This window comes from Pseudomonas sp. ML2-2023-6, from assembly GCF_037055265.1.
GTDB lineage: Bacteria > Pseudomonadota > Gammaproteobacteria > Pseudomonadales > Pseudomonadaceae > Aquipseudomonas > Aquipseudomonas kulmbachensis.
On sequence record NZ_CP146347.1, the window covers coordinates 3,150,387 to 3,175,141 of the forward strand.

General features: G+C 57.8%; 17 protein-coding genes and 1 riboswitch. Of the genes, 8 read left to right on the forward strand and 9 right to left on the reverse strand.

Going from position 1 to position 24,755, the window contains the following annotated elements; genetic code table 11:
- Nucleotides 1-14 precede the first annotated feature (14 nt).
- Nucleotides 15-1,964, forward strand: a complete 1,950-nt coding sequence (locus V6L79_RS14475) for an NEL-type E3 ubiquitin ligase domain-containing protein (RefSeq protein ID WP_338579036.1) — start codon at nucleotides 15-17, stop codon at nucleotides 1,962-1,964.
- Nucleotides 1,965-2,010: 46 nt separating this feature from the next.
- On the opposite strand, the gene metH is transcribed toward V6L79_RS14475, so the two are convergent.
- Nucleotides 2,011-5,721, reverse strand: coding sequence for a methionine synthase (gene metH / locus V6L79_RS14480; protein ID WP_261742175.1), 3,711 nt, complete (start codon nucleotides 5,719-5,721; stop codon nucleotides 2,011-2,013).
- Nucleotides 5,722-5,875: 154 nt separating this feature from the next.
- Between metH and V6L79_RS14485 the strand changes: the two genes are divergently transcribed.
- Both V6L79_RS14485 and nfuA read left to right on the forward strand, forming a co-directional pair.
- Nucleotides 5,876-8,173 (forward strand): fatty acid cis/trans isomerase, encoded by a 2,298-nt coding sequence (locus tag V6L79_RS14485; protein WP_261742176.1) that lies wholly within the window; start codon nucleotides 5,876-5,878, stop codon nucleotides 8,171-8,173.
- Between the two features lie 112 nt (nucleotides 8,174-8,285).
- Nucleotides 8,286-8,870, forward strand: a complete 585-nt coding sequence (nfuA, locus tag V6L79_RS14490; RefSeq protein ID WP_019827280.1) for a Fe-S biogenesis protein NfuA — start codon at nucleotides 8,286-8,288, stop codon at nucleotides 8,868-8,870.
- A gap of 236 nt (nucleotides 8,871-9,106) precedes the next feature.
- Here nfuA and cobM read toward each other — a convergent pair whose 3' ends face one another.
- The 5 genes from cobM to V6L79_RS14515 form a co-directional block, all read right to left on the reverse strand.
- Nucleotides 9,107-9,871, reverse strand: a complete 765-nt coding sequence (cobM, locus tag V6L79_RS14495; protein WP_338579037.1) for a precorrin-4 C(11)-methyltransferase — start codon at nucleotides 9,869-9,871, stop codon at nucleotides 9,107-9,109.
- A gap of 64 nt (nucleotides 9,872-9,935) precedes the next feature.
- On the reverse strand, nucleotides 9,936-10,361 hold the full coding sequence (locus V6L79_RS14500; protein WP_338579038.1) for a cobalamin biosynthesis protein: 426 nt from the start codon (nucleotides 10,359-10,361) through the stop codon (nucleotides 9,936-9,938).
- Complete coding sequence (locus tag V6L79_RS14505; protein ID WP_321837138.1) at nucleotides 10,358-11,059, reverse strand: CbtA family protein; 702 nt, start codon at nucleotides 11,057-11,059, stop codon at nucleotides 10,358-10,360. The genes V6L79_RS14500 and V6L79_RS14505 overlap by 4 nt, the downstream gene beginning before the upstream one ends.
- Nucleotides 11,060-11,070: 11 nt before the next feature.
- Nucleotides 11,071-11,259: a CbtB-domain containing protein gene (locus V6L79_RS14510; protein ID WP_019827274.1), complete on the reverse strand. Its 189-nt coding sequence runs from the start codon at nucleotides 11,257-11,259 to the stop codon at nucleotides 11,071-11,073.
- Between the two features lie 95 nt (nucleotides 11,260-11,354).
- A riboswitch (cobalamin riboswitch) is annotated at nucleotides 11,355-11,567 on the reverse strand.
- 100 nt (nucleotides 11,568-11,667) lie between these two features.
- Complete coding sequence (locus V6L79_RS14515) at nucleotides 11,668-12,033, reverse strand: response regulator (RefSeq protein ID WP_261742180.1); 366 nt, start codon at nucleotides 12,031-12,033, stop codon at nucleotides 11,668-11,670.
- A gap of 176 nt (nucleotides 12,034-12,209) precedes the next feature.
- Between V6L79_RS14515 and V6L79_RS14520 the strand changes: the two genes are divergently transcribed.
- The 5 genes from V6L79_RS14520 (at nucleotide 12,210) to V6L79_RS14540 (ending at nucleotide 18,740) form a co-directional block, all read left to right on the forward strand.
- A complete protein-coding gene (locus V6L79_RS14520) occupies nucleotides 12,210-15,686 on the forward strand; it encodes a response regulator (RefSeq protein WP_338579039.1) in 3,477 nt (1,158 codons plus the stop codon).
- A 1-nt stretch (nucleotide 15,687) separates the two neighbouring features.
- A complete protein-coding gene (locus V6L79_RS14525) occupies nucleotides 15,688-16,503 on the forward strand; it encodes a protein-glutamate O-methyltransferase CheR (protein ID WP_261742182.1) in 816 nt (271 codons plus the stop codon).
- Nucleotides 16,500-17,108: a chemotaxis protein CheB gene (locus V6L79_RS14530; RefSeq protein ID WP_261742183.1), complete on the forward strand. Its 609-nt coding sequence runs from the start codon at nucleotides 16,500-16,502 to the stop codon at nucleotides 17,106-17,108. Before V6L79_RS14525 ends, V6L79_RS14530 begins: the two co-directional genes overlap by 4 nt.
- A complete protein-coding gene (locus tag V6L79_RS14535) occupies nucleotides 17,099-18,295 on the forward strand; it encodes a hybrid sensor histidine kinase/response regulator (RefSeq protein ID WP_261742184.1) in 1,197 nt (398 codons plus the stop codon). Before V6L79_RS14530 ends, V6L79_RS14535 begins: the two co-directional genes overlap by 10 nt.
- 67 nt (nucleotides 18,296-18,362) lie before the next feature.
- Nucleotides 18,363-18,740 carry a response regulator gene (locus V6L79_RS14540; RefSeq protein WP_095000393.1) on the forward strand — a complete coding sequence of 126 codons (378 nt, stop codon included), beginning with the start codon at nucleotides 18,363-18,365 and terminating at the stop codon, nucleotides 18,738-18,740.
- A 166-nt stretch (nucleotides 18,741-18,906) separates the two neighbouring features.
- Here the strand turns inward: V6L79_RS14540 and V6L79_RS14545 are convergent, their stop codons facing one another.
- From V6L79_RS14545 to V6L79_RS14555, 3 genes are all read right to left on the reverse strand, one after another.
- Nucleotides 18,907-19,962, reverse strand: a complete 1,056-nt coding sequence (locus V6L79_RS14545) for a lipopolysaccharide assembly protein LapB (protein WP_261742185.1) — start codon at nucleotides 19,960-19,962, stop codon at nucleotides 18,907-18,909.
- A 206-nt stretch (nucleotides 19,963-20,168) separates the two neighbouring features.
- Complete coding sequence (locus V6L79_RS14550) at nucleotides 20,169-21,578, reverse strand: TolC family protein (RefSeq protein ID WP_338579040.1); 1,410 nt, start codon at nucleotides 21,576-21,578, stop codon at nucleotides 20,169-20,171.
- Entirely contained in the window at nucleotides 21,575-24,754 is a 3,180-nt protein-coding gene (locus V6L79_RS14555; RefSeq protein WP_338579041.1) for an efflux RND transporter permease subunit, read from the reverse strand. Before V6L79_RS14555 ends, V6L79_RS14550 begins: the two co-directional genes overlap by 4 nt.
- Nucleotide 24,755 lies beyond the last annotated feature (1 nt).

Sequence of the window (24,755 nt, forward strand, 5' to 3'; positions counted from 1 at the left end):
CGGGAGGGATCGGCGTGCACTTGCTGGAGCAAGGCAAAACCGGAGGCACGCCCGAGTATTTCCCCCGGTCGGTATCTGATATCCCGGAACTGTTGCTGGCCTACCTGCCGGAACTTGCGCAAGGTGCGTCGCAATTGACCCCGGCGGCCATACTCCAGAGGTTGAACCCTGAGCTGACGCTAAGAGATGCGATTGCCTGTATCGATGATCTGCAGGCCACTGGCATGGGGTTGAGCGAGATTGAACTCCAGCTTGCCGAGTGGGGCCAACAACATGGCGCTCTGGTCCAGAAACTCAATGGCTGGATTGACACGCCTGGCTACAGAGAAGGCGGGCGGTGGGTCAGTGCCCTCGATCGCAGACGTGCGGCTGACCGGATCATGCAGGCCTGGGGTCAAACGCTGGGCACCCGGCATGCACAGAGCAGCCAGACGCTGGATTTTTCGGATCTGTGCCTGGGGGATATGCCGCAGCTACCTGTCCAGCTGGAACATGTAATGACGCTGAATTTAAGTGGTGTCAGGCTTACAGCTCAAGGTTCGGATGTCTTCATCGCCGATTTTCCGGAGTTGCAAACCTTGCGACTCAATAACAATGCGCTGACCAGTCTGCCCGAGGCTGTCGGTTCACTGGGCAACCTCACACGGCTTGAGGCCGGATTTAACAGCCTGGAAGACAGCGAACAGTTGCATCGTCAATTGCAGTCGCTGGCGCATCTGGAGTGGCTCGACCTGAGCCATAACCGCCTTGAGAGTTTTGACTTGAGCGGGCTGGCACAGCTGCAAACCCTCGATCTGAGCGGTAACAATCTGGCGCGATGGCCCACCCGAGTACTCGACACGCCCAACCTCAGAACCCTGAACCTGAGCAACAATCAAATCGAAGACATTCCCACGCAGCTGTTTGCAGGCAACAACGATACGCTGATGGCAGGCACCGATCTGTCCGATAACCTGCTGTCGTACTCGGGGTACAGAACACTGCGCGACTATATGGACTTTTCGGGTAATAACCTTGGCTTTACCCGAGAGGAAGTTGACAGTGCGCTGCAGGAAAGCGACGAATCAGACAGCACCATCAGTGATTCCGATGAGGATTACGACCACTTGGTCTCGGAGCCCGTGGCGCAGCAAAAGGCCCGATGGTTTGAAGGTGTTGCCCAAGACTCACCCAAGCACGGGATCTGGGCTGGCCTGCAGGCTCAGGAAGACAGCGAAGCGCTTTTCCATCTGCTCAGTGAACTGAAGAACTCCCGCGACTTTATTCAGGACAAGACCGATCTGACAAAACGGGTGTGGGACGTTCTGCGGGCTATAGACTCGGATCCAGAGTTATGCAGAGATGTATTTGCCCGCGCACGCTCCCAGTACACCTGCGGCGACGGCAGAATCCTGTTGTTCAGTAATATCGAAGTGAAAGTGTATGAGTTCACTGTGCTCAAATCAGTGGTTGCGGGTGAGGAGGGGGCCGCTCTGCTCAAACTGTCCAGAGGGCTGTTCCGTCTGGGGCAAGTGGAAGAAATCGCCCAGGCGGCGATTAACCAGCGGCCGAAAATCGACCCTGCGGAAATTCGTATGGCTTATCGCGTCGATCTGGCCAAGCGCCTTGAGCTTCCCAGGCAGCCGAAGGACATGCTCTACAGAAACGCAGCCAAAGTCAGTAGCCAGGAGCTTGAGGCGGCATACGTCGACGTGTTGGCTGCCGAAAACACCCCCGCATTTATGGAGCAACTGCTGGCGCGGGAATATTGGGTGGATTACCTGAAGCGCAAATACCCGCAAGAGTTCACGGAACTTGAGCAGCTTCGCCAGGAGCAGGCTGAAGCGCTGGAAGATCGTCATCCGGATTTTGGTACGGCTTACAGTGTTGAGGTCGAAGCGCTGGGTAAAAAGAACAGCAGCGAAGAGCGGGAGCTACTCTTGCGCCTGACACAGCGTGAGCGAACAGAGATAGAGCACATCTGACAAAAGCCTGCAGGAGCCGTGATGGCTCCTGCAGGTGCATCAGCCCTTAGTTGTCATACCCAAGGTTTGGCGCCAGCCAGCGCTCGGTTACGGCCAAGTCCTGGCCTTTGCGCGCGGTGTAACTGTCGATCTGATCCTTGTCGACCTTGCCCACGGCAAAGTATTGCGCTTGCGGGTGGGCGAAGTACCAGCCGCTGACCGCTGCCGCAGGGAACATGGCGTAGTGTTCGGTAAGGAACACGCCGCTTTTGCCTGCGCGCATTTCTTCGGCTTCTGGGTCCAGCAAGGCGAACAAGGTGCCTTTTTCGGTGTGATCCGGGCAGGCCGGGTAGCCGGGAGCAGGGCGGATGCCGCTGTATTGCTCCTTGATCAGATCCTCATTGGCCAACTGTTCGTCCTTGGCGTAGCCCCAGTAGTTAGTTCGCACTTGCTGGTGCAGCCATTCGGCACAGGCTTCGGCCAGGCGGTCGGCCAGGGCCTTGACCATGATCGAGTTGTAATCATCGCCTGCGTCCTGGTAGGCCTTGGCCACTTCTTCAGCGCCGATCCCGGCGGTGGTGATAAAACCACCTACGTAGTCGGTTACGCCGCTGTCTTTTGGCGCGACAAAGTCGGCCAGCGAGAAGTTCGGCTTGCCGTCGGTCTTGATGATTTGCTGGCGCAAGTGATGCAGTTTGGCCAAAGGCTGGCCATCATCACCGTACAGTTCCAGATCATCGTCGTTGACCTGATTGGCCGGCCAGAAGCCGAACACGGCACGGGCGCTGATCAGCTTTTCGTCGATCAGTTTATTCAGCATTTCCTGGGCATCGGCATACAGTGCAGTCGCCGCTTCGCCGACCACTTCGTCAGTCAAGATGCGCGGGAATTTGCCCGCCAGGTCCCAGGAAATAAAGAACGGCGTCCAGTCGATATATTCGGCCAGTACCTTGAGATCGATATTGTCCAGCACCTTGGCGCCGGTAAAGGTTGGTTTGACCGGCTGATAGTTAGCCCAGTCGAACTGCGGCTTCTTGGCGATGGAGGCCGCGTAGCTCAGGCGTTCGGTGCGCGCGCTGCGGTTGGCGGTGCGCTCGCGGACTTCGATGTATTCGAGACGGGTTTTTTCGACGAAAGCTGGTTTCAGTTCCTTGGACAGCAACTGCGTGGCCACGCCCACGGCGCGTGAGGCGTCAGTCACGTAGATCACTGCATCGTTTTGATACTTGGGTTCGATCTTGACCGCGGTGTGCGCCTTGGAAGTGGTCGCGCCGCCGATCATCAGCGGCAGATGGAAGTTCTGGCGCTGCATCTCGCGGGCGACGTGGACCATTTCATCCAGTGACGGTGTGATCAGCCCCGAAAGGCCGATGATGTCGCACTTCTGCTCCTTGGCCACCTGCAGGATTTTCTCCGCAGGCACCATCACCCCCAGGTCCACGATGTCGTAGCCGTTACAGCCCAGCACCACGCCGACGATGTTCTTGCCGATATCGTGGACATCGCCTTTTACCGTGGCCATCAGGATCTTGCCCTTGGCCTCGGGTTTATCGCCTTTTTCCAGCTCGATAAACGGGATCAGGTGAGCCACGGCCTGTTTCATCACTCGGGCGGATTTCACCACTTGCGGCAGGAACATTTTGCCCGCGCCAAACAGGTCGCCGACGATGTTCATGCCCGACATCAGCGGGCCTTCGATCACTTCGATGGGGCGCTTGAAGGATTGGCGCGACTCTTCGGTGTCTTCGACGATATGGGTGGTGATGCCCTTGACCAGTGCGTGCTCCAGACGCTTGTTGACGTCCCAGCCGCGCCACTCTTCGGTTTCTGCTTCCTTGACGCTGCCGTCGCCCTTGTACTTGTCTGCTATCGCCAGCAAGTTGTCGGTGCCGTCCGGGGTGCGGTTGAGCACCACGTCTTCCACGGCATCGCGCAGCTCGGCGGGGATCTGGTCGTAGATTTCCAACTGGCCTGCGTTGACGATACCCATGGTCAGGCCGTTGCGGATTGCATACAGCAAAAACACTGAGTGGATCGCTTCACGCACCGGGTTGTTGCCGCGGAACGAGAACGACACGTTGGACACGCCGCCCGAGGTCAGTGCATATGGCAGCTCGTCGCGGATATAGGCGCAGGCGTTGATGAAGTCCACAGCATAGTTGTTGTGCTCTTCAATACCGGTGGCCACGGCAAAGATGTTCGGGTCGAAGATGATGTCTTCCGGCGGGAAGCCCACATCATTGACCAGAATGTCGTAGGAGCGCTTGCAGATTTCCTTCTTGCGCGCTTCGGTGTCGGCCTGGCCGGCTTCGTCGAAGGCCATTACCACCACGGCGGCGCCATAGCGCTTGCACAGTTTGGCGTGATGGATGAACTGCTCGACGCCTTCTTTCATGCTGATCGAGTTAACTATGCCCTTGCCCTGGATGCACTTGAGGCCCGCTTCAATCACTTCCCACTTGGAGGAGTCGATCATGATCGGTACGCGGGAGATATCCGGCTCGCCAGCGATCAGATTGAGGAAGGTGACCATCGCCTTCTTCGAGTCCAGCATGCCCTCGTCCATGTTGATGTCGATGATCTGCGCACCGGCCTCAACCTGTTGCAGCGCGACTTCCAGGGCTTCGGTGTAGTTGTCTTCCCGGATCAGGCGGGCGAAGCGGGCAGAACCTGTGATGTTGGTACGTTCGCCGACGTTGACGAACAACGAGCTGCGATCGATGGTGAACGGCTCAAGGCCCGAGAGGCGGCAGGCCTTTGGGATATCCGGGATCTGACGCGGCGCGTAACCGGCCACGGCGTTGGCGATGGCCTGGATATGCCCCGGCGTGGTGCCGCAGCAGCCACCGACAATATTCAGGAAGCCGCTTTGGGCGAATTCTTCAATAACCTTGGCGGTTTCGGACGGCAGCTCATCGTACTCGCCGAATTCGTTGGGCAGACCGGCGTTGGGGTGAGCCGAGATGTAGGTGCTGGCCTTGTTCGACAACTCTTCGAGGTAGGGGCGCAACTCGCTGGCGCCCAGGGCGCAGTTCAAGCCCACCGAAATAGGCTTGGCGTGGCTCACCGAGTTCCAGAACGCTTCGGTGGTCTGGCCTGACAGGGTACGGCCGGAGGCATCGGTGATGGTGCCGGAAATCATGATCGGCAACTCGATGCCCAGCTCTTCAAACACCCCTTGGACGGCAAAGATCGCGGCCTTGGCGTTGAGGGTGTCGAAAATGGTCTCGATCAGGATCAGATCGGAACCGCCTTCGATCAGGCCTTTGGTGGCCTCGGTGTAGTTTTCTACCAACTCATCGAAGGTGACGTTGCGGTAGCCGGGGTTGTTTACGTCCGGCGACAGGGAACAGGTACGGCTGGTAGGGCCGAGCACGCCCGCGACAAAACGTGGTTTGTTCGGGGTTTCGAGAGTCTTGGCGTCGGCAACCTTGCGGGCAAGGCGTGCGCCTTCTACGTTTAACTCGTAGGCCAGCGCCTGCATGCCGTAGTCGGCCTGTGAAACCTGGGTGGCGTTGAAGGTGTTGGTTTCGAGAATATCGGCACCGGCATCCAGATACGCCTTCTCAATGGCCCCGATCACATCGGGACGGCTGAGGATCAAAAGGTCATTGTTGCCTTTGACGTCGCTCGGCCAGTCGGCGAAGCGTGTGCCACGATAGTCGTGTTCCTCTAGGCGGTAGCTTTGGATCATAGTACCCATGCCGCCATCGAGAATCAGAATGCGCTCTTTGAGGGCTTGCTGAAGTGCTTGGAGACGAGCGCTGCGGTCAGACATAGGACTACCTGTTAGAGCCATGCAAAAGATGCGAAATCATAACAAACCTGCGTGGGATTTGAGTGCTCTGGAATTAACATGAATTTCATTCATGTTGCTGCAGGTGCTCGACGGGTAGAATCGCGACATATTTTTGATATCAGGACAATGGCACATGTTTTTTCGCCTACTCACCAGCGCCGTGACGCTGGTGGTGTGCAGTACAGCGATGGCACAGGCCCCGTTGGTAAGCCCGGCTATTTCCTACACCAGGGATATACAGCCGATCCTCACTGAAAAATGCGTTGCCTGCCACGCCTGTAACGACGCAGCCTGTCAATTGAACCTGGGGAGCGCGGAGGGCGCGACCCGGGGGGCCAGCAAGGTGCCGGTGTACAAAGGGGATCGTGTTGATGCCGTGGCGCCGACGCGGATTTTTTATGATGCCAGCGGCCCAAGTGAGTGGCGTAACAAAGGCTTTTACTCGGTGCTTGATGCTCAGGGCGCCCAAGCTGCCTTGATGGCTCGCATGCTTGAGTTGGGCCACCGTACGCCACTGACCCCCAATGCCAAATTGCCTGCAGAAATCGTCCTTGGCCTCAATCGCGAGAATGTCTGCCCGGCACCGGGTGAGTTCAACGCTTACGCTCAAAACCATCCCAAAGAGGGCATGCCACTGGCCGTAACCGGGCTGACAGACAAGCAATACACCACGGTGCAAACCTGGCTGGCCCAGGGTGCCAAAGTTGATCAGCACGCGATCCAACCCACTGCCGCTGAGTCGGTACAGATTAGCGAGTGGGAAGAGCTGCTCAATCGCTCGGGTTCGACCGAAGCCCTTGTCGGGCGATGGTTGTACGAGCATCTGTTCCTGGCCCATGCCTATTTCGACAACGGTGTGCCGGGGCATTTCTTCCAGTGGGTGCGCTCGCGCACACCAAGCGGGCAGCCCATTGATCTGATCGCGACCCGCCGTCCGAACGACGACCCTGGCACGGCTTTTTACTACCGGCTGATGCCGGTGCAGGGCGTGATCGTGCATAAAACCCACATCACCTACCCGATGGGGGCCAGCAAGTTGGCTCGGGTCAAACAGCTGTTCTACAGCGGCGACTGGCATGCCACCAGCCTGCCAGGCTACGGGCCGCGCGGGCGAGCCAATCCGTTTGAAACCTTTGAAGCGATTCCGGCGGTTGCGCGATATCAGTTTATGCTCGATAACGCCGAGTATTTCGTGCGTACCTTTATCCGTGGTCCGGTATGCCGTGGGCAAATTGCGACCGATGTCATTCGCGACAATTTCTGGACTGTGTTCCAGGAGCCGGCCCATGACCGCTACGTGACCGACGCTGCCTATCGTGGCGAAGCCACGCCGTTGCTGGCAATGCCCGGCCAGATCGACGACGTTGGTAGCGTCATTTCGCTGTGGCATAACTACCGCGACAAGCGCAACGACTATGAAAAGCTGCGCCAGGAGGCCTATGCCGACATGCCGCCGCCAAGTTGGTCGACCCTGTGGGCAGGCAACGACAACGCCTTGCTGACGGTATTCCGTCACTTCGACAGCGCCAGTGTCAGCAAGGGGCTGATCGGCGAGATCCCGCAAACCATGTGGCTGTTTGACTACCCGTTGCTGGAACGCACCTATTACCAATTGGCGGTCAACTTCGATGTGTTCGGCAACGTCTCGCATCAGGCGCAGACGCGCTTGTACTTCGACTTGATCCGCAACGGTGCCGAGGTCAACTTCCTGCGCCTGATGCCAGCCTATTCACGCTCTACCATCCTGAGCGACTGGTATCAGAACAGCGGCAAGCTGAAAATGTGGATGGACTATCAAAAAATCGATACTTCCACCCCGACCGGCATGCAGCTCGAACCGGCGGACCCCAAGCGTGACTTCGCGCTCAAGTTGATTGAGCGTACTGGAACCCTGAATGCGCGGCCAGATCCGATCAATCGCTGTACTGGAGCGTACTGTTCGCGGCCCGATATCCCGCAAGAGTTCAAATACGCTGAGCAATCCCTTAGCCGCTTGACCTCGCGCCCCGCGGCCGGGCTGGCAGTCATCAATCAATTGCCGGAAGCCACCATGCTGCGCATCGAAGGTGCCGACGGCAAACGCGAGATGTACAGCATGCTGCGCAATCGCGCGCATACCAACGTTGCCTTTATGATGGGCGAGGAATACCGCCTGGTGCCGGGGCTGGACACCCTGACCATTTACCCTGGCGTGCTCAGCAGTTACCCGAACTTTATGTTCAATATTCCGCCGGGTCAGGTCGAGGCCTTTGTTGAGGCTATGGAACAATGCAAGGACCAGGAGACTTTCGACACCATCGTCGAGCGCTGGGGGATTCGGCGCAGCCATCCGCAATTTTGGCAGTACTTCCACGATATTGGTCAGTACATCAATGAAACCGATCCGGTCGAAGCGGGCGTGCTGGACATGAACCGCTACGAAAACCTGTAAAGGTCCGGTTGTATTCGAACGAATGGGGCGTAGCTTTCCTGACAAAAACACTAGGACTTTGTCAGGGGCGCCGATTGGCGTAAACTCTGTCCCATGTCTGCGAGGAGATTCCATGAGCGCCATAACGATTACCGACGCTGCCCACGATTACCTGGCTGATCTGCTGTCCAAGCAGAACACCCCGGGCATCGGCATCCGCGTCTTTATCACCCAACCTGGTACCCAGTACGCCGAAACCTGCATTGCTTACTGCAAGCCGGCTGAAGTTAAATCTGAAGATACCGCCATCGGCCTGAAAAGCTTCACGGCCTGGATCGATTCGTTCAGCGAACCGTTCCTGGACGATGCCGTGGTGGACTACGCCACCGATCGCATGGGTGGCCAACTGACCATCAAGGCGCCAAACGCCAAAGTGCCGATGGTTAACGCCGATAGCCCGATCAACGAGCGCATCAACTACTACCTGCAAACCGAGATCAATCCCGGTTTGGCCAGCCACGGTGGTCAGGTCAGCCTGATTGAAGTGGTAGAAGACGGTATTGCGGTGCTCAAGTTTGGTGGCGGTTGCCAGGGCTGCGGCCAGGCAGACGTGACCTTGCGTGAAGGCATCGAGCGCACCCTGCTTGAGCGTGTGCCGGAACTCAAGGGCGTACGTGACGTGACCGACCACTCGCAGAAAGAAAACGCCTACTACTAACAGGGCGTTCGCTGCGAAGCTGAAGAAAAAACGGTGCCCCGTGAGCACCGTTTTTTTATGCCTGTATTTTGTGTGTTGCTGCCGGCGAAACCCGTAGCAGCTGACGAGCTCCGCGAGGCTGCGTTCGAGGACGTAGCCTTCGCAAACCCAATAATCGCGGTGTATCTGAACAGTCAATTTCTCAGGTTTTACGACTGCTGCGCAGCCGAACGCAGCCTCGCGGAGCTCGTCAGCTGCTACGGGTATTCACCGGTTTGGGGGCGATACAAATGCGCATGCCCGGCCCGGTACAGCGACGAGTCTGCAAAGCTGTCATTGGCCAGTACCCGGCCCACCAGAATCAGCGCCGTGCGCCGAAAACCCTTGGCCTGGACCTTGGCTGTAATGTCCGCAAGCGTGCCTTGCACCCAGTCCTGATCCGGCCAGCTAGCACGGTGGATCACCGCAATCGGACAATCACTGCCGTAATGCGGTGTCAGCTCGGCCACAATATTTTCAAGGTTCTTGACCCCCAGGTGAATGGCCATGGTCGCTTTGTGCTGCGCCAGGCTGGCCAGTTCTTCGCCCGCAGGCATCACGGTTTTTTCCGCATAACGGGTCAGAATCACGGTTTGTGAAATATCGGGCAGGGTCAATTCTGCACCCAAAATGGCTGCGCAAGCCGCAGTGGCCGTCACCCCAGGAATGATTTCAAAGGCGATATTGAGCTCGCGCAAGCAGCGGATCTGTTCGCCAATCGCCCCGTACAGGCTCGGATCGCCGGAGTGGACGCGGGCCACATCCTGGCCTTTGGCGTCGGCCGCCTTGATCAGCGTGATGATTTGCTCAAGGTGCAGCTCGGCGCTGTTGATCACCTGCTCGGCCTGATGGCCTTGCAGCACCGCTTCGGGGACCAGTGAGCCTGCGTAAATGATCACCGGGCAGCTGCGAATCAGGCGCTGGCCTTTGACGGTAATCAGCTCTGGATCGCCGGGTCCGGCGCCGATGAAATAAACAGTCATGGCAGTCTCTTGAAAGGGTCGTGATAGAGCTGTTCTTGAACAACGCTCATAGTGAGGCGGGGGATTATCGCGGGTTTTGCTCGATAGAGGCCAACGCAAAGGTCGCCCCAGGCGATTTTTGTCGTGTTATCACAAGGCTTGCCGCTGCACCGCCGAGTTGTTCGGCCAAGGCCAGTGCGGCACTTTCGGCAATGCCGAAACATCCGGTTTGTTCGAACGCAAGGGACGAGCGATGGCTCAGTTCTGGCGTGTACGGTGCAAGTTGTTGCGCGCTGAACACCTCGAAACCGAGGTTGAGTTGCGCGGCCAGTTGCAGCAAACCAGGTTCCAGGCGTTTGCGATCGATACTGGCCAAGGCGCTGACTGCGCTCAGTGCGATCCCGGCCCGGCCCAGTGATTGTTCGATCAGCGTCAACAGTTCTTGTGTACTGCAACCCTGACGACAGCCCAGGCCAATCACCAGGATTGGCGCGGTGCTGTGTACTGTCACGCCGAGTACTGACCAGCAGACTTGCGGCGGAACAGCCAGGCGCTGATTACACCCAGAGCCAGCCAAAAGGCAAAGTTGGTCAGTTGCGAGGCAATTTTGAACTGCGACTCCAGCTCTGCGGGCGCCAGGCTGGAGTGCACCAGTGGCTGCGGTGCGCCAAAGAGATGGGGAACCACCAGAATGGCTACGCCCAGCACTTTCAGTGCCCAGTGCTTACCGAATACCAGCAGTGCGATTGCGACGGCGGTTGAGGCTGCAGTGCTGACCCACCAGATTTGCCTTTGCAGCAGATCAGCCGCGGCGGTGCCCGGCAACTCGGGCGGCAAGCCCAAGGTTGGCGCCAGACAGAACACCGCATAACCGGCAAGGCCCCAGAGCAAACCCTGGGATGTGCGAGTTGGCGCGCGCAAGGTGTACAGGCCCGCCAGCATCAGGGCGAAACCAACAGCAACTACCAGATTGCCGCCAGTGGTGGACAGCACGCGCTGCCAGCCGTCCTCCGGCTCCCAGGCCTCGGCATCATGTTCGTGGGCAGGCATGGCCATATCTGCATGCTCGTGTGCTTCGGTGGCGGCCGGTTTCTCGTAGGTTTCCGCTTGCAGAATCAACGGGGCGACCCAAAAACTTTGCAGCAAAGTCAGCAGTAGAGCGGCCAGCAGACCGGTGAAGCCTGCGGTTTGAGCGATACGCTTAATCATGGCAGGCACTCTCAATGGCACGGGAAGGCGGAGCTGTGACGGGTGTCATGGGCCGCGTTGTGGACCGCATCGATATGCGAGAACCCGGCAAAGTACACGAGAAAAGCGCCCAGCACGGCAGCGCCGACAGCGGCCACAATGCGTTGGCTTTGGGTAGCGGTAGTAGCGGCGGAATGGGTACGGCTGGTGCTGATAGACATGGCGCTTGCCTCTGGTCGGACGACGGGCAGCAAAGCGCAAGAAAACCCCGCGAACGAAGCTCGCAGGGTTTAACAGCGCCCGCCCACCGCGGGTTTGTTATTCATATTAACCAGGCCGGTCTCCGGGCTTGCGAGGGGCTCAACTGTTGAGCCTGCAAACATCTCCTTCCCATGCATCGAGCACAGTGGATCTGATGTTTCTCTCGCTTACCGTTGCGGGGGCAGCGCCGGACTTGTCAGAGCAAAACGCCTGACGCACCGGTTTCCCGTTTCACCCTGTGAAGGGCACCTGATACAAGATGTGTAGGAAACCACAGGGATGTGGGTATGCACAAGTCCTGTGGGAGCGAGCCTGCTCGCGAAGGCCTCAAGCGCTTCGCGAGCAGGCTCGCTCCCACAGTTATGAATTCATGCAGTTGCCAGCATGCTTTTGACCTTGTCGCGCAATTGATCAATCGAGAAGGGCTTGCCAATCACCGCCATGCCTTCTGCAATCTCAAGGGTTTCGGCGTAGCCGCTGGCAAACAGGATGGGCAGCCGTTGGCGCAGTTCGCGGGCCTTGTCTGCCAGCGCCCGGCCGTCCATGCCCGGCAATCCGACATCGGTCATCAGCAAGTCGATGTGCTGGGCCTGGTCTGCCAGCAGTTCCATGGCGCGCTCGCTGCCATCGGCTTCAAGCACACTGAACTCCAGTTCTTGCAGCACGTCTACGATGAGCATCCTAACAATGGCGTCGTCTTCGACCACAAGGATGGTGGAGGGTGTAGCGGACATAATCATGATCTCGATAAAAATTTAAGCGCGGGTCTCACAGGCAGCAAGAATAGCCTTCACCCGCATTTGAGTGTGTTTGTTTGTGCGTAAAAGTGCTCTTAGAGGTAAGAAAATAGAACTATTGCTCGGTAATCCGGCAAACTCCAGTTTTTTATGACAGTACACGGGCCTGAAGAATGAACTCACCCGCATCAATTGATGAGCGCAGCTTTCGTAAGCTCTTGAGTCGCAACGTTGGCTTGCCCTTAGCCGTCGGTGTGCTTAGTGCCGCACTGTTTGTGGTTATGGTCAGCTATTTGTTGTCAGTGATCAGGTGGGTTGAACACAGTGACCGGGTTATCAGTAATGCCAACGAAGCCGTGCGCCTGACGGTCGATTTGGAGACCGGCATGCGCGGCTTTCTGATCACCGGCGATGAACATTTTCTCGACCCCTATGCCGTGGCCAAACCGCAGATCAATGTGCAATTGAAGAGTTTGCAGGAATTGGTCAGCGATAACCCGCAACAGGTCGACCGCCTCAAGCGCCTGGAAGCGCTGCAAGAGGAGTGGAATACCTATGCGCAATCGATGGTCGATATGCGCCGTCAGGACGGTGACTACCGCTCGGCGGTACAGGCCGGTCGAGGTAAGCGCCTGAGCGATGTCATTCGCAAGGAATACGACGACTTCATCCAAATGGAGCAGCAACTGCGGGTCACCCGCAGTGAAGATGTCAGTCGCACGACAATCATCAGTGTTGGCCTTTATCTGTTTTTTGTATTGGGTTTGAGCGGGTTTCTGGCCTATATCGGGCGCCGTGATTTAATAGAACTTTCAAGTAGTTACAACAATGCCTTCGAGTCACAAATCAAGACTGCGCAGCGTCTGGAGCAGCAAGCATGGCTGCGCAACGGGCAAACTGAACTGGCCGAGCAGGTGCTGGGCCGTCTGACCCTCAATATGCTGGGCCGTAATATTCTGCAGTTCTGCGCCCAGTACCTGGGGTCAGTGGTCGCTGCGGTGTATGTACGTGAAGATCACGGTGGCCTCAAGCGTGTGGCCAGTTATGGTTTTTCTCGCGAGCAAGAAGCGCAGGATCAACTGATCCACAATGACGAAGGCATTGTTGGGCAGGCCGCACAGCAGGATCAGCTGATTCGCCTGGACGACGTGCCCGTCGACTACTGCTTAAAAGTCAGCTCAGGGTTGGGCGAAGGCAGTCCGCGCAGCGTGCTGGTAGTACCCACCAGCGATGATGATCGGGTCAATGGCGTCATCGAACTGGGCTTTCTCAGGCCTCTGACCGATCGGGATATCGAGCTGTTCGAACTGATTGCCGACAACATTGGCATGTCGATTGAGGCCGCGCGCTATCGTCAGCGTCTGCAAGAGGTGCTGGCCGAGACTCAGCAGCTCAATGAGCAACTGCAAGTGCAGCAGGAAGAACTCAAAACCGCTAACGAAGAGCTCGAAGAGCAGTCGCGCATACTTAAAGAGTCGCAAACCAGCCTCGAAACCCAGCAGGCCGAGCTTGAGCAGACCAACGAAGAACTGGCAGGCCAGCGCGACGCGATGGACCGCAAGAACAGTCAGCTTAATCAGGTGCAAGTACAGCTTGAAGAGCGCGCCGAAGAGTTGCAGCGCTCCAGCAAGTACAAGTCCGAATTCCTGGCCAATATGTCCCACGAGTTGCGTACGCCGCTGAACAGCTCACTGATTTTGGCCAAACTGCTGTCGGAAAACCCGCAACAGAACCTCAGCGCAGAGCAGGTCAAGTTTGCCGAGTCGATCTATTCGGCGGGCAATGACCTGCTTAACCTGATCAACGACATTCTGGATATCTCCAAGGTCGAAGCCGGCAAGCTCGAAGTACGCCCCGAGAACACCAGCGTGGCGCGAGTGGTCGAAGGTTTGCGCGGCATGTTCCAGCCACTGGCGGGTGAAAAGTCGCTGGCCTTTGAAGTCCAGTTGCAGTCTGGCACTCCGTCGATGATCTACACCGACAGCCAGCGCCTGGAGCAGATTCTTAAAAACCTGCTGTCCAATGCGATCAAGTTCACTGAAAAAGGTCGGGTCAGCCTGGCCGTATCGCGTCAGCCGGGTGTTGGCATTGCGTTTGCGGTCAGTGATTCCGGGATCGGTATTGCCCCGGAGCAACAGGACAGCATCTTCGAAGCCTTCCGTCAGGCCGATGGCACCACCAACCGCCGTTATGGGGGCACTGGACTGGGCTTGTCGATCTCCAGGGATCTGGCGACCCTGCTCGGTGGCTCGATCAATGTCAGCAGTAAACCGGGGCAGGGCAGCATCTTTACCCTGATCCTGCCTGAACAGTATGTAGAGCACGGGCAAGAACCTGCCCAACTGCCGATTGCCGCCGCGCCACGGGTTGCGCTGGTGGCCGCCAAGCCTCAACCGCTGCCAGCGGTGGTTGCACCGCTCGACATCCCACGTTTTATGGATGACCGGGAACAGGCTCCGTTTTCCACGCGCTGTATTTTGGTGATCGAAGACGAGCCTAATTTTGCGCACATCCTCTTCGATCTTGCGCATGAGCTGGGCTATCGCTGCCTGGTTGCCCATGGCGCGGACGAAGGCTTCAGCCTGGCCGCAGAGTTTATTCCTGATGCAATCCTGCTCGATATGCGCCTGCCGGATCACTCCGGGCTGACTGTGTTGCAGCGCCTTAAGGCGCTGGCACCTACCCGGCACATCCCGGTTCACGTGATTTCAGTCGAAGATCGAGTCGAGGCGGCGATGCACATGGGCGCAGTGGGCTATGCGGTTAAACCCACCAGTCGCGAGGAACTGAAAAATGTATTCGCCCGTCTGGAGGCCAAGCTCACGCAGAAGGTCAAACGCGTGTTGCTGGTTGAAGACGATGACCTGCAGCGCGATAGTATTGCCCGCCTGATCGGCGACGATGATATTCAAATCACCGCAGTTGGCTTCGCCCAAGAGGCACTCGACCTGCTGCGCAGCAATATTTACGACTGCATGATTATCGACCTCAAGTTGCCGGACATGCTGGGCAACGATTTGCTCAAGCGCATGTCGACCGAGGATATCTGCTCGTTTCCGCCGGTGATCGTGTACACCGGGCGCAACCTGACCCGCGATGAAGAGGCCGAGCTGCGCAAGTATTCGCGCTCCATCATCATCAAGGGTGCCCGCTCGCCGGAGCGCTTGCTGGATGAAGTGACATTATTTCTGCACAAAGTTGAATCTCAGTTGTCCCATGAGCGGCAAACGATGCTCAAGACCGCTCGCAGCCGCGACAAGGTCTTTGAGGGGCGCAAGATTTTGCTGGTGGATGACGATGTACGAAATATCTTTGCCCTGACCAGTGCGCTGGAGCAAAAAGGCGCCATTGTGGTCATTGGCCGCAATGGCCGCGAAGCCATCGAGCGCTTGAACGAAATTGAAGACATCGACCTGGTGTTGATGGACGTAATGATGCCGGAGATGGACGGCTACGAAGCCACCGTTGAAATTCGCAAGAATCCACGCTGGCGCAAGCTGCCGATCATTGCGGTCACGGCCAAGGCGATGAAGGACGATCAGGAACGCTGCCTGCAAGCGGGCTCGAATGATTACCTGGCCAAACCGATTGACCTGGACCGGCTGTTTTCCTTGATCCGGGTCTGGCTACCGAAAATGGAACGACTCTAAAGTGCATCGAAACACCGATATTGAGTTAAGGCTGCTGATCGAAGCGATCTATCTCAAATACAGTTATGACTTTCGCGATTACTCCGGCGCTTCGATCAAGCGTCGGGTCAATCACGCATTGCGTCAGTTCGACTGCAACACCATTTCGGCCCTGCAGGAGCGCATCCTGCATGACCCTACGGCCTTTATGCAGTTGCTGCAGTTCCTGACCATTCCCGTGAGCGAGATGTTTCGCGACCCGGAGCATTTCCTGGCAATTCGCCAGGAGGTGGTGCCGATCCTCAAGACCTACCCGTCGCTGAAAATCTGGATTGCGGGTTGCAGCACCGGCGAGGAGGTGTACTCGATGGCCATCCTGCTGCGTGAGGAAGGCCTGCTGGACCGCACCATTATCTACGCAACCGATATCAATCCGCGGTCCCTGGAAAAAGCCAAGCAGGGGATTTTTTCCCTGGAGAACATTCGAGCTTATACCCACAACTACCAAAAGGCCGGTGGTCAGCGCTCGTTTGCCGATTACTACACCGCCGCCTATGACTACGCGATTTTTGACAAGACGTTGCGCGAGAACGTGACGTTCGCTGATCACAGCCTGGCGACCGATAGTGTGTTCTCGGAAACCAATTTAATTTCATGCCGTAACGTATTGATTTACTTCAATAAAAATCTTCAAAACAGAGCCTTTGGGCTGTTCGAGGAGTCGCTCTGCCATCGCGGCTTCTTGATGCTTGGCAGCAAGGAAACCCTGGATTTTTCGGACTACAGCAAGCAATTCACATCCGTGCTCAAACAAGAACGGATCTATCGCAAGCTATGACTGTCCAAAACAGCTACTGGGCTAACCAGGGACCTGTCGAAGCGGTGGTGATCGGGGCTTCTGCGGGCGGCGTCGAAGCCTTGCTGACGATTTTCGCCGACCTCAAACCCGGTTTTCGCCTGCCGATCATTGTGGTCCTGCATTTGCCTGACGAGCGTCGCAGCCAAGTGGCCGAGGTGTTTGCCCGGCGCTTGCCAGTACCGGTCAGGGAGGCTCAGGACAAACAGCCAATCGAGCCGGGCACCTTGTACTTTGCAGCCCCTGGGTATCACCTGTCGATCGAGCATGATCACAGTTTTTCCTTGAGTCAGGAGGAGCGCGTGCATTACTCACGACCTGCCATTGATTACCTTTTTGAATCCGCAGCCGACGTGTATCAACAGCGTTTGGCTGCGGTATTACTGACGGGCGCCAACCAGGATGGTGCGCGGGGAATGAGCCTGGTCAAGGAATTGGGCGGTTTGACGATCATCCAGGACCCTGACGAAGCTCAGGTTTCGACCATGCCGCGAGCGGCACTGGATCTGTGCCAACCGGACTGCATTCTTCCCTTGCGCGGCATTGGCCGTCTGCTCGTCGAGCTGGAACATAACGCATGCTACTAAGTGATATTCAAGCCAAACTGCTGATCGTCGATGATCTGCCGGAAAACCTGCTGGCGCTCGAAGCGTTGATCAAGCGCGAGGACCGCATCGTATACAAGGCCCTGTCTGCGGATGAGGCGTTGTCGTTGCTGCTGCAGCATGAGTTCGCAATGGCCATTCTTGATGTGCAAATGCCCGGCATGAACGGTTTTGAACTGGCCGAGTTGATGCGTGGCACGGCCAAGACCAAAAACATCCCGATCGTGTTTGTCAGCGCCGCCGGGCGCGAAATGAACTATGCCTTCAAGGGCTACGAAAGCGGCGCGGTCGACTTTTTGCACAAACCGCTGGATATCCATGCGGTCAAAAGCAAGGTCAATGTATTTGTCGAGCTGTATCGCCAGAGCAAGGCCATGAAGCAGCAGGTCGAAGCCTTGGAACAGAGCCGTCGCGAGCAGGAAACTTTGCTGGCACAGTTGCAATTGACCCAGGTTGAACTGGAACATGCGGTACGCATGCGCGATGACTTTATGTCGATCGTCTCCCATGAGGTGCGCACCCCGCTAAACGGCCTGATCCTGGAAACCCAACTGCGCAAGATGCACCTGGCCCGCGATAACGCGGCGGCGTTCACCATGGACAAGATGCAGGCCATGGTCGAGCGTGATGAGCGCCAGATCCAGAGCCTGATCCGCCTGATCGAAGACATGCTCGACGTATCGCGGATCCGCACCGGCAAGCTGTCTATCCGCCCTGGCCAGTTCGATTTGGCCCAAACCGTCGCGCAGCTACTGGAAAGCTTCTCGGCGCAGATCAGCGCGGCGCAGTCGAGTGTCAACTTCACGGCAGAGCAGCCAGTGGTGGGGCAGTGGGATGAGTTCAGAATCGAGCAGGTGATTTCCAACCTGCTGACCAACGCCTTGCGCTATGGCGCAAAAAAGCCCATTGATGTGTCTGTTTATATCGAAAGTGGCCAGGCGGTGGTCGACGTGCGCGACCAAGGCATTGGCATCAGCGAAGAAAACCAGCAGCGGGTTTTTCAGCAGTTTGAACGGGTTTCATCCAGCCATGTCATCGCGGGGCTGGGTTTGGGCCTGTTTATTTCGGAGCAGATAGTCGCCGCCCACAGCGGTACAATCAGCGTACAGAGTGCATTGGGCGAGGGTGCCTTGTTCAGGGTTTGCCTGCCGCTGGTACAAAAGACATAAACTCGATGCAACCTGTGACCATGCCCGGAGTCTTACTGGGCAGCGACTGCATGAATTAAGGTTCCCCATGAGTGAAGATGCGCAAGATGTTGTTTTGATTGTCGAAGACGATCCCTCGATCCTGATGGTCCTTAGTGCCTACTTGTCCGGCGAGGGCTATCGGGTATTGCAGGCTGAAAACGGTGAGCAGGCCTTCGAAATATTGGCCAGCAAGCCGCACCTGGATCTTATGGTCACCGACTTTCGCCTGCCGGGAGGTATTTCGGGGGTACAGATCGCCGAGCCTGCGCTGAAGTTGCGACCTGATTTGAAAGTCATCTTTATCAGTGGTTACCCGGCAGAAATCCGTGACACGGGCAGCCCGATTACCCTGACGGCGCCGATTCTGGCCAAGCCGTTCGACCTCGACACGCTGCAGGCCCAAATCCAGAAACTGCTGGCCTGACCCAAACTTGTAGCAGCTGCCGAAGGAACGAGGCTGCGTTCGAGTGCGCAGCGCTCGCAATCCCGGCAATCGGGGAGTACCAGATTACCGTGTTGCTCGATTTTACGACGGCTACGCCGCCGAACGCAGCCTCGTTCCTTCGGCAGCTGCTACGTAATCAGGTGTTTCAAAGCCCCTGCTGCAACGCCGGATCATCCGGGTTCTGCTGCTCCAGTTGCGCGAGCAACACCTGCACGTTCTGCAATTGCCCGGCTTCTTTCCAGTAGCCGATCAACAACACCCGTGCCTTGCGATTGGCAGGCTGGCGTTGCAGCAGCTCTTCGAGCTGGCGTTGCGCAGCTTCCAGTTGGTCGAGGTCATGCAGGGCGGTGGCCAGCTTGTAGCGGTAATCACTGTTGTCAGGCTCCAGCTCCACGGCCTTGGCTAGACCGAGCAGGGCGTACTCGGTCTGGCCGTGATTGAGCAGCCAGATTCCCAGCGTATGTTGCAAGTAAGCCGAGTCAGGATGTGCCTCAAGTTGGCTGGCCAATAATTGGCGCGCTTGCTCCGCTTGGCCGCGCTTATCCAGCAGGTCAATCTGCGCGGCCACGGCCTTGATGTCGTCCGGGGCCAGGCGGGTCATTTGCTCCAGTGCAGCCTGGGCGTTATCCAGTTGCCCTTCGTGCAGGTACAGCCGGGCAAGCTGACCCTGAGCTTGCGGGTCGTCGGGACGGGTCTTGAGGTCGCGCTCGAACTCGTCGATTACTTGCTGCAACGGGCCGAAGTACAGCCCCTGTTCATCCGGGGACAACCCGAGCAGGGCATTGGCCGCAGCAAAACGCACAGTCTGCTCCGGATCATCCAATAGCGGCCCCAGCAGCAGCGTGCGCTGGGCGTTGGGTACCAGCCCGACAATGCTCTGGATCGCAGCCGTGCGCACCAGTGGTGAGGTGCTGTGCAAATCGGCGTCGGCCAACTTCAGCGCCTGTGGGCTTGGGTAGTTAGGCAACTCGGCATGCAGTTTGACGCGGCGCGCATCGGTCAAGTCGTTGCGCGCCAGTTGCTGATAGAGCACGCGAGCGGCACCGGGCTTACCGTTTTGGGCCATATCCAGTGCGATGGAATAACGTTGGCTCAGAGTGGGCGTCGGGACAGTCGGAGCAGGGCGCATCGAATACCAAAGACCCGCAGCAATAACCGCGGACAGAAGGCTGATGACGAGGTAGCGGCGTGGCTGGGTCATCCAATATCCAGAAACAGGCGAGCGTATGAGGTGCAAGATTGGGACAGTAGAGGGCTTGAGTCAAACGCTGTAGCCGTTGAAGAGCGAGGCGAGGCTACGACCGGCGCCGCAGCCTGGCGACACTGGCGGATAAAAAAAGCCCCGCGACCGAATGAGCGCGGGGCTAAAAAATGGTTGGTTGCGGCCAACCAAAGGAGCTCGTTGAATCAGTGCGCGCTTGCGAAGGTCTCGGCTTGCCAGCCGCCACCCAGCGCTTTGTAGATGGCCACTACGCCGCGATACAGCTCAACCTCGGCCTGGGCCTGGCTGTCTTCAGCCGCCAGACGCTCGCGCTGGGCGTCGAGCAGGACCAGAAAGTCCACTGTGCCTTCGCGGTAGCGGATAGCAGCCAGGTCAGCGGCAGTTCGGCTGGATTCGCTTTGACGAATCAGCGACACCAAACGCTGCTGGCGTTTGCCGTAATCACTAAAAGCGTTTTCTGACTCTTCCAGTGCCAACAGCACTTGCTGTTCATAACTGGCCAGGGCGCCATCGGCTTCTGCGTCGGCACCGCGCAGGCGTGCACGCACGCTGCCCAGATCAAACGCTGGCCAGGTAATGCGCGGGCCGAGGGCCCAAGCATTGGCCGCAGCCGAACCGATTTGCGAACCACGCCCGGCGGTAAAACCGAGGAAGCCGCTCAAGCTGACCCGAGGGAACAAGTCGGCCTTGGCCACCCCTATCCGGGCAGTGGCCGCGGCCAGCTTGCGCTCGGCACTCATGATGTCGGGTCGGCGCTGCAGCAGGTCACCTGGGTTGCCGATGTTCAAGGCTTTGGCAATCGCCGGCAGCTGCGCCGGGCTCAGGTCAACGCTGAGCTGCTCAGGGCGTTGGCCCAGCAAGGTGGCGATACGATTGCGTTCGCGTACTTGTTCGGCCTGCAATTGCGGCACACTTGCCTCAACCGCCGCCAAGCGAGCATCAGCGCGCATCACGTCCAGTTCGTCACCAACGCCTGCGTCACGCAGGCTTTCGGTAATGGCCTTGGAATCTTGCTGGTTTTTCAGGTTGGCCAGGGCAATACGCTCGCGCAGTTGTGCACCGCGCAACTCACCGTAGGCGTCCACCAGCTCGGCAATCATGGTCACTTGCAACTGATACAAATCGGCTGCAGCCCCTTGTTCGTCGGCGTCGCTGGCCTCCAGCTCACGCTGGATGCGGCCAAACAGATCGATTTCCCAGGCCATGTCCAGGCCCAGGTCATAGCGCTCACTGTTGACGCGCTTCTCGGTGGTCCCTGGAATCTGGCCCTTGCCGACATCGCTGCTGACTCGGCTGGTGATGGTCGGCATGGCGTCATTGCTGACGTCATCACGGATCGCCCGGGCCGCGCGCAGGCGGGCAAATGCCACGCGCAGCTCGCGGTTGCCAGCCAGTGACTGAGTCACCAACTGGTTGAGGGTCGGGTCATCAAACTGCTGCCACCAGATCCCTTCAAAATGCGCTCGGTCAAAACCCTTGAGGTTGTCGGCACTGATATGTGCAGGTTCTGTCGCCGGGGTTTTGTAGTCCGGGCCAACGGCGCAGGCGCTCAAAGCCAGTACCAACAGGCTTGGCAGGAATACTCTCACGCTCATTGTTGCGACTCCAGCTTGAGGTGTTTGGCGGCTTTGCGCGCTTCACTGCGCTCCACATAACGGCGGATCAAGACGTAGAACACCGGCGTCAGCAGCAGACCGAAGAAGGTCACCCCGAGCATCCCGGAGAACACCGCTACACCCATGGCGTGACGCATTTCTGCACCGGCGCCGCTGGAGAGCACCAGAGGCACCACACCCATGATGAAGGCGAACGACGTCATCAGGATCGGCCGCAGACGCAGGCGGCAGGCTTCCAGTACCGCATCCAGCGGGTTCATGCCTTCTTCCTGCTTGTCCTTGGCAAACTCGACAATCAAAATCGCGTTCTTGCACGCCAACCCCACCAGTACGATCAATCCGATCTGGGTGAAGATGTTGTTGTCGCCTCCCGACAGAATCACCCCGGTAATCGCTGATAGCAGCGTCATCGGTACGATCAGGATCACCGCCAGCGGCAGGCTCCAGCTTTCGTATTGGGCGGCCAGTACCAGGAACGCCAGCAGTACGCAGAGCGGGAACACGAACAGGGCGGTATTGCCTGAAAGGATTTGCTGATAGGTCAGCTCAGTCCATTCGAAGGTCATGCCGTTAGGCAGTTCTTCCTTGAGCAGTTTCTCCATCGCCGCTTCAGCTTGACCCGAGCTGTAGCCCGGTGCCGCTGCGCCGTTGATTTCTGCGGTGACAAAACCGTTGTAGTGCATGACGCGATCCGGGCCTGCGGTGTCGCTGATCTTGATGAAGGTCGCCAGCGGGATCATTTCGCCCTTGTTGTTGCGCACTTTCAGTTGGCCAATCTGCTCGGGCTCCAGACGGAACTGCTGCTCGGCTTGTACGTTGACCTGATAAGTGCGACCGAAGCGGTTGAAATCGTTGGCATACAGCGAGCCCAGATAGATCTGCAGGGTGTCGAAGATGTCGCTGATGGCAACGCCATGAGTCTTGGCTTTTTCGCGGTCGATGGCAGCATCGACTTGCGGAACGTTGACCTGATAGCTGGTGAACAACCCGGCCAGTTCCGGCACGCTATGGCTCTTGGTAATTACGTTCTGCACTTCCTTGTACAGTTCGTCATAGCCCAGGCCAGCGCGGTCCTCGACTTGCAGGCGAAAGCCGCCAATGGTGCCCAGCCCTTGTACTGGTGGTGGCGGGAAGATCGCGATATAGGCTTCCTGGATATCCGCAAACTCTGCATTCAGCGTGGCGGCAATAGCTGCGGCTGACTGGCTTGGGTCCTTGCGTTGATCGAAGTCCTTGAGCGCGACAAACACGATGCCGCTGTTCGGGCTGTTGGTGAAACCATTGATCGACAGGCCGGGGAAGGCGATCGAGTTGGCAACACCGGGCTGCTTGAGGGCCAGCTCCGACATGCGTTTGATCACCTCTTCGCTACGATCCAGGCTCGCGGCGTCTGGCAGTTGAGCAAAGGCCACCAGATATTGCTTGTCTTGCGGCGGTACAAAACCGGTCGGGGTGTGGGCAAAACCGGCCCAGGTCAACACCATCAAACCTGCATACACCAGCATTGCGATCCCGCTGCCACGAATAATCCGGCGCACGGTGCCGACGTAGCCATTACTGGCCTTGACGAAGAAGCGGTTGAACGGACCGAACAGCCAGCTCCCGAACAGTCGATCAAGTACACGGGTGAAGCGGTCTTTCGGTGCGTTATGACCCTTGAGCAGTACAGCGGCCAGGGCAGGGGACAAGGTCAGCGAGTTGAAAGCCGAGATCACCGTCGAAATCGCGATGGTCAGAGCGAACTGCTTATAGAACTGTCCGGTCAGGCCCGAGATAAATGCAGCCGGGATAAACACCGCACACAGTACCAGGGCGGTGGCGATGATCGGGCCGGTCACTTCACGCATGGCCCGCTTGGTGGCGTCCACCGGGTTGAGCCCCAGTTCGATATTCCGCTCGACGTTCTCCACCACCACAATGGCATCGTCGACCACGATACCGATGGCCAGCACCAGCCCGAACAGCGACAGGGCGTTGAGCGAAAAGCCGAACATATGCATCACAGCAAACGTACCGATCAGCGATACGGGCACTGCCACCAACGGAATAATCGAGGCGCGCCAAGTTTGCAGGAACAGGATAACAACCAGTACTACCAGAATCAGTGCTTCAAACAGGGTATGGACTACCGCTTCGATCGAACCGCGAACGAAGATTGTTGGGTCATACACGATGTCGAAGTCCATGCCTTCCGGGAAGTTCTGTTTCAGTTCGGCCATCTTGGCGCGAACGTCATTGGATATCTGGATCGCATTGGAGCCCGGGCGCTGGAAGATCGGTATCGCCACCGCCGGTTGGTTGTTCAGCAAGGAACGCAGGGCGTACTGGCTGGAGCCCAGTTCAACCCGGGCTATGTCTTTGAGGCGAGTGATCTGGCCATCATCGCCGGAGCGAATAATGATGTTTTCGAACTCTTCCTCACTGACCAGTCGGCCCTGGGTGTTAACCGACAGCTGGAAGCTGGTTGCGTTGGGGGCAGGGGGGGCGCCCAGCGCACCGGCAGCCACCTGGCGGTTTTGCTCGCGGATGGCGTTGACCACATCGGTAGCGGTCAGGTTGCGCGATGCGGTCTTGTTTGGATCGAGCCACACCCGCAACGAGTAGTCACCCATGCCGAACAGTTGCACATCGCCGATGCCGTTCAGCCGTGCCAGCTCATCCTTGATATTGAGGATGGCGTAGTTGGACAGGTACAGCATGTCGTAGCGCTGGTCCGGGGAGGTCAAGTGCACAACCATGGTCAGGTCGGGCGAAGCCTTGTCTACCGTGATACCGATGCGCGTCACTTCTTCGGGCAGCTTGGGCTGGGTCCGGGTGACGCGGTTTTGCACCTGCACCTGAGCGTTGTCCAGGTCAGTGCCCAGGGCAAAGGTGATGGTCAGGGTGATCTTGCCGTCAGCGGTGGACTGCGAAGACATATACAACATGTTTTCAACACCGGTAATGGCTTGTTCCAACGGCGCGGCGACGGTTTCGCCGATCACTTTAGGGTTGGCACCCGGGAAGCTGGCGCGCACCACGACGGTAGGTGGAACCACTTCCGGGTATTCACTGATAGGTAATTGGAACAGCGAAATGCCGCCCGCAATCAGTATCAACAGTGAAAGCACAGCGGCGAAAATCGGCCGCTGGATGAAGAACTGGGAAAAATTCATC